A 12,296-nucleotide genomic window follows, 5' to 3' on the forward strand; every position below is an offset into this window, starting at 1 on the left:
CCGATGCGCATGCCGTGTTCGCCGTGGGACATACCGGGACCGGACAGGCCGGTACGCCCAGCCATCCGTACGCGGTCCGCTGGGATGGAAGCCGCTGGACGGAGATGACCGAGGGGCTGCCCTCGTCGGTTCTGCTCAAGGACGTGGCGGCGGTATCGGCCACCGATGTCTGGGCCGCCGGAGGCGACCTGGTTCATGGCGGCAACCAGGTCTTTCACTGGGATGGCAGGTCCTGGCGACCTGTTCCGTTCAGCGCGCTGCCTGGAGCCGGCCCGGCCGATGAGTTGCGGTTGACGGCTGCCCCCGGCGGGCCTGTCTGGCTGAACTACTTCCCCGGGATAGAAATTGAGCTACCGAGGCATTCCACGCTGCTGCGCTGGGACGGCCGTCGATGGCGTCGTCAGTCGCTGCCGTGCGCACGAGGCTGCGGCGTAGACCGGTTGACCGTGGGGTCGGCGTCCGACGTATGGGCCACCGGCACCGACGACCGGCGGCCGCTGGCCGCGCACTGGGACGGCCGTCGGTGGCTGCGCACGGTGTTGCCCTCGGCGGGCACTGTGGCCGGAGCCGTCGTTGCCTCCTCTCCCGGCAACGCGTGGCTGCCGGAATATGCGTGCGCCTCCACAGAGAAGGCGCAAATGCACGATGCCACACCTGTCTTGGTCTGCACGTCCTCGCGGCTCCAGGTGGCACACTGGAACGGTCGCCGCTGGAGCGCAAACGCGTTCCCCGCACCCCTGCCGGGTCAGCCGGTCGAACGGCACGCGTACGCGGCCGCCGACACCGCGGGACGCCTACGACTCCTCGCGCCCACCGGGGACGCCGGCTCCGGCGACCGCTACCTCTACTTCGATCGGGAACGATGGTGCGTCGGTGCGGCGCCCAAAGACAGCGAGGACGTCACCGCGATGGCGGCCGTGCCTGGAACCTCCGCCACCATCGCGGTGGGATCGATGCCACCGGATTCCTTCAAAAGCGAGCCATTCGCCATGTTCAGCGGCCCGCTGAGGTAACGACGGGAGTGGACCTCCCCCGTATTCGGGGCGGACATGGTCCCGACCGGGTGGCGGGTCGATTGGCGGGGATCGCCATTCCGGGTGCTGCGCTACCGGGCCAGGATGTGGTGGGCTGGAGCCTGGTCGCGATCATTGGCGCCGGGCGGGGTTGGTGTCGATGTGCGCGAGTCGGCTGCTTCGGCGGGATCAGGCTGGTGATCGGTGTGGGTCCGAACGGATCCGGGGTGGGCTTCGAGGTCACGGTCGGGGACGGTGGGTCCCCAGTGATCCTGCATGTTCCGCATGGATCCCGCGCTTTGACCGCTCATGCTCGCGAGAGGATCCTGCTCGATGATGCCGCGTTGTCCGGCGAGTTGGACCACATGACCGACGCGCACACCGGGCTCATCGCCACTCGTGCCGCCAAGGGCGCCGACCTGGCCCCGTGGATGTTCAGTAACCGGCTGTCCCGGCTGGTCATCGACCCCGAGCGGTTTCCCGACGAGCGCGAGGAAATGCGAGCGGTGGGCATGGGCGCGGTGTATCTGTGCACCTCGCACGGTGCGAGGCTGCGTGCCGAGGATCCCGACCACGTGGAGGACCTGCTTGCTCGGCACTACCGCCCTTACGCCGCCGCCATGGCCGCTTTGGTGGACGCCCGCGTGGCCGCGACGGGCCACGCGGTGATCCTTGACCTGCATTCCTATCCCAGCCGCGCCTTGCCGTATGAGTTGCACGCGACAGGCGACCGGCCTGCCATTTGTCTGGGCGTCGACTCCTTTCACACTCCTGGCTGGCTGCGTGAGGCCGCGGTGGAGGCGTTCTCGTGCTTCGACGACCTTGGCGTGAACACCCCCTTCGCCGGTAGTTATGTCCCGCTCAAGCATCACCAGCAGGCCAAGGCGGTAATGGCACTGATGATCGAGATCCGCCGAGACCTCTACATGGCCGAACCCGGAGGAGCCCCCGGCGAGGGCATCACAGCGGTCGTACACGCAATCACGAACCTTGTCGACGCGGTGGTCACGACCGGGCGCCGCCGCTGAATGGGCCCGTTCATGCCGCCCTGCCCCGCCGCCGCTGTAGGTTCCGCGATCCTGTGAGCACTCGCAGGCCCGTGCTAGCGAGGGCGGTTAGACGCGGCCGTTGGTGATGTCTGTGAGCTTCCACCGCTGGCCGGGGCCACCGTCGCAGGTGCGGACCTGGAGGGGAGCGCCGCCTTGCACGGCTGTGAGGCAGGTCTGCTGATCATCGGTGATGAGGTACCAGTTGCCGTCTGCTGGGTGGAACGTCCAACGTTGGCTGGGGGAACGTTCGTTCACGGTGAGGGTGGTCGTGCCGGTGGGCGAATGGTCGATGACGGCGCCTTGGGCGAATTTCGCTACACCATCGGTTCTGTAGGTCTCGATGAGAGCCTGCCGCTCGTCGGGGAGGCCGGCCCTTGTTCCGAACCAGATGGCCCAGCGTTGGGAGTCGGTTGCGTTGGGCTGTGCGGCGCGGGGGTAGTTGCCTGCCTGCGTGTGAGTCTGGACGTCATCGATCGCCAAGCCGTTGGCGGAGTGAATCCTGGCTACTCCGCCGTATCCGATCGGGGGCGATGTCTCAGGGCCGAGTGTGAACGTGTGACCGTGGAGCTCAACGGCTCCCATCACCACTGCCGTCGCAGCCGCCCCTGTCAGTGCGATGAGCAGGACAATCATGGGCCGCTTCGGCGGACGCCAAGACCGGCTGACCGGCTGACCGGCGTCCGGACCGATCGCGGTGGAAGGATCCGGCACCGAGATATCAGGTTGGTTGCCGGTGTCCAGTGCGTCGGCGGGTGCTGCTGCCGGCAGTCCGGCGCTTCGCTCATTGGCGAACTGAAGGTCGCCGGGGGATTGGGCGGGCGTGAGCGGCTGCTTGGAGGCCGAGGCTGCTTCCCACAACGGTTTAATCGCATTCAGGTGGATCTGCCGTCCATGGTCGTCACCGCCGGTGCAGGCCTTCACGAACGCCTCGATGAACGGCCAGTCCGGGCATCGTTCCCCGTTCAGGTTGGCCGAGACCGAACTCTTGCCGTAGCCCGGCATCCGCTCGGCCACCCGTCGCACCGACAGGCCGTGCTCGTCTGTCAGCTCCCGTAGAGCCTTGGCGAGCGTGTTGTACTCGACCCACTCCCCGCGCAATTCGCCCCACTCGGACTTCCTGGCCATCAGCGCGACCGCCCTTGCCGGTCAAGCGTCACCGAGCGGCCGGACATCGCTTCTGTCCGGAGTTCTCCTGGTCGGACACTGCTCCGGACAGCTGGACACTGTCCGCCACGACTACTGCTGGGAGGGCGCAGCAAGCCGTCACATCCTTTCTTACGAGGAGTTCGTCATGAGCAAGTTCTTCCGGCTGTCCGTCGCGACGGCGGCCCTGACCGCAGCGGGGTTCGGCATCTGGGCCCTCGCCCCCGCAGCCGCCCCTACCACCGCGGCGTCTCATGCCCGGCCTGCCACCACCGGCGGCCGGCACTCTGCCCCTGCCGTGCGCCGAGCGGATTCCGCTGTCAAGGTCATGGCAGTGGACGACCCGGTCGGCGGTGGCGGTGGCGGCCCCAGCGTCGGCGTCAACTTCAACATCGATCTCGTCCAGCTCGGCAACTCGATCCGAAGCTGGGTGAAGTCCTCTACCACCCAGCAGGAGATGGTCGAGAACGCCGCCAACACAGCGTGGTACGCCGGTCATCAGCACTACAACGTGATCGTCTGCAACCTGAACAGCGGCTGCCTTGCCGGCAAACTGCAGGGCGTGGCGGCCTACACCTCCTTCACCTTCAACGGGGACGTCTTCGGTGTCTGGATGTTCGACCACGGAGAGTTCCGGATCTGGGGGGACGGCGGATACGAAAACTGGTACATGATCGGCTGGTTCTACCGCTACAACGACGGCCCCGACGGGTGGGGGAACAACGACGGAGAGCGCGTGGGGACCGGCAAGAACGTGCACTTCGACTCCCCGCCCGCTTGATCCGCGAGGCCGCCGAGACGGACCCGCCCGAGGTGGTGGTGTGACATCGGCGGCGACGCCGATCGCCGCGCACGTCCGGCTCACGCCGTGAGCCGGACGTCCGTTACTGTCTCCAGGCTCTGCACCGCTCCGGAAGGACCACTACAAGCGCAGGAGCATGTCGATTTTGGCGTCACTAACGTAGAGGTAGTACTTAAACGACACACTGCCCCCAACCCGGTCAATCTCGCGACGATCGTGACGTATACAAGTCTCCCGAAGGCAAGCGAGTTCGTCTACTGCAACGGCCATCTGCAGTCGTTGCTCATTTAGCCCGGATTTTACTCCCGGGCATCTGCGGCGTGCGGTCACTGACCGTAAGAGAACCGAAGGTCGGCGAAGAGCAGGTGGTTGAGTCGCCGCCGAAGGTGCCCGGTCTTGCTCTGATCAGGAGTTTCATCGGGAGTGAGCAGGGTGAACTTCAGTGAGGTCTCGCCGCCCGCGGCCGTCAGTTCGAAGTGCACCTGGTCGTTGGGTCTACTTGGCCAAAGCGATGACCATACGACCCGGTTGGGCTTTTCGGCATCCAAGACCCTCGGCTCTACTTCATCGGAGAGCAGGTTCAGCCATGGCCGAGATCCCTGCCGATGAGGCTCCATAAGCGACTCCCAGACCACTGACGGTGGGGCTGGAAGTTTGCGCGCCCTCGAGCCGATTTCGATCACCTCAGAAGCGTATGTGAACTCGCACGGCGCTCGATCTTTCAACGACAGCCAGGTATACCGCTCCGCGGCGGATGAGGGTGTCGTGGGCTCGAGGCACGTTCCCGAGGGCGCGCTGGTTACTCGGGCAGATCCGGGTTGGGGCAGGGGAAAGCCACGCCCGTTGTCCGGCCCCGCCAGGCGGCGGAGCCGGTCGGCGAGCAGGTTGGTCGCGATGCCGGGGAGGCCGTCGATCGGGTCCCGGTAGCGGGCCACAGGCCACCGGCGGCGGAAGCCGACCGTAGCCGAGATGACCCAATACCGCCGGGCTCTGGACACCCCCGAGCGGCGCCAGGCCTCTGCCGCACTCCCCGGCCGAGTCCTGGCCAGCCGGGCCTTCTTCGCCGAGGTCGAGGCCGGCCTTGCGGACATTGCCCACCTGCCGACACTGATCGTGTGGGGTGACGCCGACATCGCCTTCCGTCCCCAGGAGCGCGAACGCCTGGAAGCGACCTTCACCGACCACAAGACCGTGATCGTCGAGGGCGCCGGCACCTACGTGGAGTCCGACGCACCCGAGGAGTTCGTCGCCGCGATCCGCAACTGGGCAGCGACGCAGCTCGCAGACACGAGTCGTGCGGGTGCGACAGACCTACTAGGCCAATCTCACCCGCCCCGGTCGTGACGGCAGCGCGCAGCAAGACGCGCCGAAGGCTCGGATGTCTGCGCCGCGGTCAGTCTTCGTTGTCGCTGGGCGGAAGCGCGAAGACGTCACCACGAAGACAGTTACTCCGAGGTCCCGGCAACAAGGGAGCCGGTTCGTCGATCACGATCCGCGCACCCCACCCACCGACCGCCAGTCCGTCGGCGGCATGACCGGAAAGTCGGCTGTCGGCTGCGTCGCCGAGCAGACCGACATGCTCAAGAATGACGAACAGCGCGTCCGCGGCGCAGGTCACCGTCCCGGAGGCTTCGGCGGCGCTCGCGTCCGGATTGAGTTCGCGGTAGATCCGGCGCGCGACCGTTAGGAGACGACCGGCGTCGGTCACGGTGAAGTCGCGCCGCAGCCGGAGGGATAGGGCCATTCCGTTGACAAGCGGATCGTCCCCAATGACACGGTCATCGCCCGGCATGCGGACACGATACGGGATAGATACCCGTGTGAGGCGGCACGCTCCCAACATCGTTCAACGCGCCCGTTCCGCCGATCAAGGGAGGAAACGCTGCGCCCAGCCCCGGCCGTGGCCAGACGTGTACGACAACGGCATGAGCGGGCGTCCAAGTCACTCCGCGCCGTTCAGCCCGCGCGAAGGACGTCCAGAGCGCGCCGACACACGGCGTGCCAGGCGTTAGGTCACTGCGCGAAACCGAATTTTCGAGCGGCACAGGGTCAGGCCGGGGCCGTGGAGTCGCGGATGATCAGACGACACGGCATCCGGTGGACGCCCGGGGTGGCGCCGCCGTCGATCGCGGCGAACAGCTGCTGCGCCGCCGTGCGGCCGAGACTCTCCAGGTTCATGTCGACGGTGGTCAGCGGGGGCCTGGTCTCGGCGGCCAGCACCTCCCAGTTGTCGTAGCCGACGACCGCCACGTCGTCGGGCACGCGACGGCCGCGTTCGCGGGCCGCGTCGATGAAACCGGCGGCGATCTGGTCGTTGCCGCACACCACGGCATCGGGCTCCGGGTCGGTCCGGAACACCATCTCCGCGGCCTGCCGCCCCCACCGCTGGGACCACGCGCCGTGCCACGCCTGGCCGCAGAGCGTCAGCCCGGCGTCCTCCAGGGCCGCTCGTACGCCGGCGGCCCGGTCGAGGGCGGCCTGGTAGTCGACCGGCCCCGTGATGTGGGCGATCCGGCGGCGTCCCAAGGCCAGCAGGTGCTCGACGGCGAGCCGCGCGCCGCCGACGTCGTCCGGCACGAACGAGACGTCGCCGGGGTCCTCGGACGGGGCGTACGCGTAGACGACGGGGACCGGCAGGCCCCGGCTGAGCGAGGGGCGCGGGTCGGTGCTCTGGCCGACGACGATGAGCCCGTCGACCCGGTGACTCAGCAGCGTGCGCAGGTGATGCTGCTCGCGGATGGAGTCGCCGCGGGCGTCGCAGAGCAGAACGGCCATCTCGCCGACCCCGAAGGCGTCCTCGGCGCCGAACAGCACCGGGATGCCGAATCGCCCGACACTGTCGCTCGTGAGCAGTCCCACCATCCGGCTCTGCCCGGACAGGAGGCTGCGGGCGATGGCGTTGGGCCGGAACCCCAGCTCCTCGGCGGCCTGGAGAACGCGCTCCCGGGTCTCGGCGCGGACCTGCGCCCGGCCGTTGATCGCCTTCGAGGCCGTCGCGATGGACACCCCGGCCCGCGCCGCGACATCCGTGATCGTGACCGCTCGTGGTCGCTGAGCTGGCAAGGAGAAACCCTTTTCGGTAGCCGCCGAGATGATCGCTCATGAACGTCGTTGACAGGCCGAGAATAAAAGCTTACGCCACCGAAAACGTTTCAGGTCAGGAGGCAGCTGGCGGCGGTCCGATGGTCGTGAGTCGAGACTTCACGGTGGCGTCTCGCCTCCTGGACGGTCGGCGGCATCCTCCCGCTGCGCCGTGACCCAGGCGGCGATCTGGGAGCGCGAGGTGAAGCCCAGCTTCTTGAGGATGTTCTGAGTATGGCCCTCTGCCGTACGGACGGCGATCACCAGTTCCGCGGCGATGTCACGGTTGCGCATGCCGGCGGCGACGAGCTCGGCGATCTGCCACTCACGCCGGGTCAGGGCGCCGACGGTGGCGGCAGGCCCGGGCACGGATTCCCCGCCGGCGGGAGGCCGGGGGCGGGCCGGCGACACGTCGTCGGTGCGGTACGCACCGGCCTCGGAGCGAGTGACCGCGCGAGGGTGCCCCTGGGCGCCGTGCCGGTCGGCCGTGGCCTCCAGCGCGTAGTCGAGCGCCTCCTCCCTCGTGCGCTCCGCGCCCTCGCGGAAGGCGGTCTCGTAGGCGGTGTCCCCCAACGCGCGGCGCGCCGTCGCCACCGCCTTCTCGTGCCCGGCGACGAGATGCTCGAACGTCGACAGGCGTGCCCCGATCGCTTGCAGGATCGCCTCCGCGGCGCCCAGCAGGCGCGCGCCGCGCTCGGCCCGGTCGTCCGCGACGGTGCTCCAGGCCATCACCTCGACGGCCAGGCCGCTGACGACGGCGTCGTTGAACGGCCGTTTGAGCAGGACGCTCTCGTGCGCGGCGGCGACGGCTCGCCGGTGCTCACCCTGACGCGACAGCGCGATCGCGAGAGCGTACAGGGCCAGGCACCGGAGCCAGCGCTCGCCGCAGGCGACGCATTCGGCCAGGCACTCCTCGTACAGCTCCCGGGCGCGGTCGTGCGCGTCCAGCAGGGACAGGGCCTGGCCCAGCTCGATCTTGTCGTGGATCGCCCCGGCCGCGTCGCCGGCGACCTCGTGATGGGCGAGCGCCTGCTCGCAGAGCGGCGCCGCGTCGGTGGAGTCGCCGCCGAACAGCGCCGTCAGGCCGAGGACCTGCGCGATATAGCCGGCATCGGCCTCGGGGAGAGAATCGCCGCCGAACTCCTGGACGAGCGCGTCGACCTCGCGCATCCGGTCGATCGCGGCGGCCCGGTCGCTGAGCAACAGGGCCAGGTAGGCGTCGACGTAGAGGCCTTTCAGCCGGGCCGAGCCGGATGCCGTGTCGGCGGCGAGCAGGCGGCCGAGCCAGTGCCGGCCTTCGTGGAGCAGGCCACCGCCGACCCAGTAGAAGCGCAGGGCGGCCGCGATGGTCAGTCCCGCCGTCACATCGCCACCCTCGGCGAGGCTGAAGTTCAGCGCGGAACGCAGGTTGGCCAGCTCCGACCGCAGGCGGGCCAGCCATTCCAGCTGTGCCGGACCGAACCACTCCCGCTCGGAGCGCTCGGCGATCCGCTGGTACCAGTCTCGGTGCCGCCGCCGCAGCATCGGCAGCTCACCGGACTCGGCCAATCGTTCCTGCCCGTACTCGCGGAGCGTCTCCAGCAGCACGAACCGCACCTGATCCCCGTGCGGCTCACGCAGCACGATCGACTTGTCGACCAGGGAGGACAGCAGATCGTGCAGCGCTTCCGGCGGCAACGTCTCGTCGGCGCACACCGCCATGACGGCCTCGATGTCGAAGCGCTCGGCGAACACCGACAGCCGTGCCCACAGCACCTGCTCCGGCACGGAGCACAGCGCGTGACTCCAGTCGATCAGCGCACGCAGGGTCTGCTGGCGGGGCACCGCGGTCCGGTAGCCGGAGGAGAGCAGCTCGAACCGGTTCGTGAGCCGGTCGAGGATCTGCTGGGCCGACAGGGCGCGCAGCCGTACGGCCGCGAGTTCGATCGCGAGGGGGATCCCGTCCAGGCGCCGGCAGATCCGGGCCGCCGTGACGTGCGATCCCGTGTCGGTCCGGAAGCCGCCCACCACCGATTCGGCGCGGTCGAGGAACAGCGCCACGGCCTCGCTCTGGGTGAGGTCGGCCGCCTGCGGCTCGTGATCGAGCGGGGGAACCGACATCGGCGGCACGATGAGGATGTGCTCTCCGGCGATACCGAGCGACTGCCGGCTGGTGGCGAGGACCCGCACGTCCGGGCAGTGCCGGAGAAGGACGTCGACCACCGAGGCGCAGGTGTCGTGGAGGTGCTCGCAGTTGTCCAGGACCAGGAGCAGCCGCCGGTCCTCGAGGTACTGCGTGAGACTCGCGAGGGGCTGCCGCGTCGAGTGGTCACAGGCGCCCACCGTGACGGCGGCCGTCAGGGCGACGAGCTCGGGGTCCTCCAGCCCGGCGAGCTGGACCAGCCACGCGCCGTCCGCGAAGGATCGATCGAGATCGGCCGCGACCCGGAGCGCCAGCCGGGTCTTGCCGACCCCGCCGACGCCGGTGAGCGTCACCAGCCGTGCCTGCGACAGCAGACGCCGGACCTCGGCCAACAGGTCTCTGCGTCCGACGAAACTCGTCACGTCGGCCGGAAGATTGCCCTTGCGCCGGCGTGTCGGTCGTTCCCAATCGGCGCACGTCATGGACACACGATCGATCGAAGTCGGCAATCCCGTTGATCACTCACTGTACGGTACAATTTACCAGGCGTGATCCGAGATCTACTGCGGCGTCCCGCGGGGATGAACGACGCGGTCCGCGCCGAGTCCCGCACCCAGGCCGGCCCCGGCCGTGCGCCCCGGTGCCGGGGCGTCGCCGGACGACACGCCTCGGTCGTCCGGTGGCCGAGGAGGACGGCATGACCGATGCGCGCTCGGCGAGACCATACGTCGCGTCGCGGTCCCAGTACGGCATCGGCGCCGCGCGCCTCCGCGTCGAGGACGCCCGCCACCTTCGCGGCCAGGCCCGCTTTCTCGCGGACATCGCGTTGCCCGGCATGCGGGACGCGGTCTTCGTGCGCAGTCCCGTGGCGCACGGCCGGCTGCTCGACGTGCGGCCGCCCTCGGACACCCCGTCCGGCGCCTGCTGGACCGCCGCCGACCTGGGCGCGTCGGCGCGTCCCGTGGCCGCCACCGGCGCCCTGCCGGGCTTCCGCGCCGCCGCCTATCCACCGCTGGCGACGGACACGGTGCGTTACGTCGGCGAGCCGATCGCGATGGTCCTGGGCGATGACCGGGCGGCCGCGGCGGACCTCGCCGACCGCGTCGACGTGCGGATCGAGGCCCTCCCGGCCGTCAGCGACCTCGACCAGGCCCTCGCCGAGCGGCCGGCGCTCGTGCACGAGTCCTGGCCCGACAACGTCTACGTCCGCGTCGCGCGTTCCTTCGGCGACGTGGAGGCCGCCGCGCGGGCGGCGGACGTGTCGATCACGCGGGAGTACCGCATCGCCCGGCAGTCCTGCGCGCCCCTGGAGTGCCGGGGCGTCATCGCCCACTACGACCCCGGCATGGACCAGCTGGTCGTCTACTCCGCCACGCAGTTCCCCCACGTCCTCCGCGACGCTCTCGCCGAGCGGCTCGAGCCGGAGGTTCGGCGCCTCCGGGTGATCGCGCCGGACGTCGGCGGGGGCTTCGGCGCCAAAGTGTCCCTGTATCCGGAGGAGCTGGCGATCGCGGCCGCGGCGCTCCGGTGCGGCCATCCGATCCGGTGGGTGGAGAGTCGCCGGGAGCACCTCGTCGCCGCGACCCAGGCGCACGGCCATCGCATACGGGTCACGGCCCACGCCTCCGCGAGCGGTGCGATCCTCGCCGTCGAAGCGGAGATCGTCGCCGACGCCGGCGCGTACTCCATCTGGCCCTGGACCGCGTCGATGGACGCGACCATGGCCGCGGCGATGATCCCCGGCCCGTACCGGATCCGCGACTACCGGTTCACGAGCACGACGGTCGCGACGAACAAGGCCCCACTGGGCCCGTACCGCGGAGTCAGCCGTCCGGTGGCCTGCTTCGCGATCGAGCGCACCGTCGACGAGCTGGCACGCCGCCTGGGCGCCGAGCCGTACGACCTGCGCGTCCGGAACATGGTGCGCCCGGAGCAGATGCCCTACACCTCGGTGGCCGGCAGGGTCTACGACAGCGGTGACTACCCGGAGGCCGTACGCCAGGCGGTGAAGCTCATCGGGCACAACGCCTGGCGATGCCGGCAGCGGCAGACGGACCCGGGGGAACGCACCCGGATCGGCATCGGGTACGCCGCGTTCACCGAGCAGACGGCGCACGGCGTCGCGGAGTGGGTCAACCGGGGCATACCCGTCACGTTCGGGACGGAGAGCGCCCGCGTCGTCCTGGACGCCACCGGGAGGCTCACCGTGGCCTGCGGGATCAAGGAGCTGGGCCAGGGGCTGGAGACCTGTCTCGCCCAGGTGGTGGGCGAGGTGTTCGACGTCGATCCGGGCGCCGTCGCCGTCGTGCAGGGCGACACCGCCCTGACCCCGCGCGGGGACGGGACGTTCTCCTCGCGCAGCATCGTCATGGCCGGCGGCGCCGCGCACGGCGCGGCGACCACGCTCGCGGCGAAGGTACGCCGGGCCGCCGCGGCCCTGCTCGACCGCCCGGCCGACGAGCTGCGGTTCGCCGACGGCCGGATCGCCGGCTCCGACGCGTCGATCACCCTGCGGGAGCTGGCCCGGACCTTCCTCCTCCGCCCCGAACGCGTCCCGGCCGAGATCGAGCCGGGGCTGGAGGCCACCTGCCACTACCGGCCGGACGTGCAGACGGGCGCCTTCACGTACGCGACGCACGCCGCCGTGGTCGAGGTGGACCTCGACACCGGGCTGGTCCGGGTCCTCGACTACGCGGTCGCCGAGGACTGCGGGACCGTCGTCAACCCCCTCATCGTGGACGATCAGATCGTCGGCGGAGTCGCCCAGGGCATCGGGACCGCGCTCCTGGAGGAGCTGGTCTACGACGGCGACGGCCGGCCCCGGGCGACCTCACTGACCGACTACTTCCTGCCAGGCGTGTCGGACGTCCCGCGCATCCGCGTTCATCACCTCGAGACGCCGTCCCCGCACACGGTCCACGGCGTGAAGGGGGTGGGTGAGAGCGGGGCGATCGCGCCACCGGCGGCGATCGCCAACGCCGTCAGCGACGCTCTCGCCGCGTTCGATGTCTTCATCGGGGAGGTCCCGCTGACCCCCGCCCGGGTCTGGACGGCCCTCCGCGGCGCCGGCAACGGGCCCTGAGGCG

General features: G+C 69.8%; 10 protein-coding genes. 5 read left to right on the forward strand and 5 right to left on the reverse strand.

Annotation, left to right across the window (positions count from 1 at the left end; translation table 11 throughout):
* The first annotated feature begins 104 nt into the window (after positions 1–104).
* Both ACQP2O_RS24635 and ACQP2O_RS24640 read left to right on the forward strand, forming a co-directional pair.
* A complete protein-coding gene (locus ACQP2O_RS24635; protein WP_433189555.1) occupies positions 105–1,013 on the forward strand; it encodes a hypothetical protein in 909 nt (302 codons plus the stop codon).
* A gap of 266 nt (positions 1,014–1,279) precedes the next feature.
* The gene (locus tag ACQP2O_RS24640; RefSeq protein ID WP_433189558.1) at positions 1,280–2,041 is read left to right on the forward strand and encodes an N-formylglutamate amidohydrolase; all 762 of its coding nucleotides are present in this window, start codon (positions 1,280–1,282) and stop codon (positions 2,039–2,041) included.
* Positions 2,042–2,128: 87 nt separating this feature from the next.
* On the opposite strand, the gene ACQP2O_RS24645 is transcribed toward ACQP2O_RS24640, so the two are convergent.
* Positions 2,129–3,187 carry an RICIN domain-containing protein gene (locus ACQP2O_RS24645; RefSeq protein ID WP_433189561.1) on the reverse strand — a complete coding sequence of 353 codons (1,059 nt, stop codon included), beginning with the start codon at positions 3,185–3,187 and terminating at the stop codon, positions 2,129–2,131.
* Between the two features lie 166 nt (positions 3,188–3,353).
* On the opposite strand from ACQP2O_RS24645, the gene ACQP2O_RS24650 reads away from it, so the two are divergent.
* A complete protein-coding gene (locus ACQP2O_RS24650) occupies positions 3,354–3,986 on the forward strand; it encodes a hypothetical protein (RefSeq protein WP_433189563.1) in 633 nt (210 codons plus the stop codon).
* Positions 3,987–4,333: 347 nt separating this feature from the next.
* On the opposite strand, the gene ACQP2O_RS24655 is transcribed toward ACQP2O_RS24650, so the two are convergent.
* Positions 4,334–4,489: a hypothetical protein gene (locus ACQP2O_RS24655; RefSeq protein ID WP_433189566.1), complete on the reverse strand. Its 156-nt coding sequence runs from the start codon at positions 4,487–4,489 to the stop codon at positions 4,334–4,336.
* Positions 4,490–4,976: 487 nt separating this feature from the next.
* Between ACQP2O_RS24655 and ACQP2O_RS24660 the strand changes: the two genes are divergently transcribed.
* Positions 4,977–5,351, forward strand: a complete 375-nt coding sequence (locus tag ACQP2O_RS24660) for a hypothetical protein (RefSeq protein ID WP_433189569.1) — start codon at positions 4,977–4,979, stop codon at positions 5,349–5,351.
* A gap of 49 nt (positions 5,352–5,400) precedes the next feature.
* On the opposite strand, the gene ACQP2O_RS24665 is transcribed toward ACQP2O_RS24660, so the two are convergent.
* From ACQP2O_RS24665 to ACQP2O_RS24675, 3 genes are all read right to left on the reverse strand, one after another.
* The gene (locus ACQP2O_RS24665; protein ID WP_433189572.1) at positions 5,401–5,799 is read right to left on the reverse strand and encodes a hypothetical protein; all 399 of its coding nucleotides are present in this window, start codon (positions 5,797–5,799) and stop codon (positions 5,401–5,403) included.
* A gap of 257 nt (positions 5,800–6,056) precedes the next feature.
* Complete coding sequence (locus ACQP2O_RS24670) at positions 6,057–7,070, reverse strand: LacI family DNA-binding transcriptional regulator (RefSeq protein WP_433189575.1); 1,014 nt, start codon at positions 7,068–7,070, stop codon at positions 6,057–6,059.
* 138 nt (positions 7,071–7,208) lie between these two features.
* Positions 7,209–9,692 carry an ATP-binding protein gene (locus ACQP2O_RS24675; protein WP_433189578.1) on the reverse strand — a complete coding sequence of 828 codons (2,484 nt, stop codon included), beginning with the start codon at positions 9,690–9,692 and terminating at the stop codon, positions 7,209–7,211.
* A 215-nt stretch (positions 9,693–9,907) separates the two neighbouring features.
* On the opposite strand from ACQP2O_RS24675, the gene ACQP2O_RS24680 reads away from it, so the two are divergent.
* Positions 9,908–12,292 (forward strand): xanthine dehydrogenase family protein molybdopterin-binding subunit, encoded by a 2,385-nt coding sequence (locus tag ACQP2O_RS24680; RefSeq protein ID WP_433189581.1) that lies wholly within the window; start codon positions 9,908–9,910, stop codon positions 12,290–12,292.
* Positions 12,293–12,296: the final 4 nt, after the last annotated feature.

It is taken from the genome of Actinoallomurus sp. CA-150999 (assembly GCF_050942425.1).
In the GTDB taxonomy this organism is placed as follows: Bacteria; Actinomycetota; Actinomycetes; order Streptosporangiales; family Streptosporangiaceae; genus Actinoallomurus.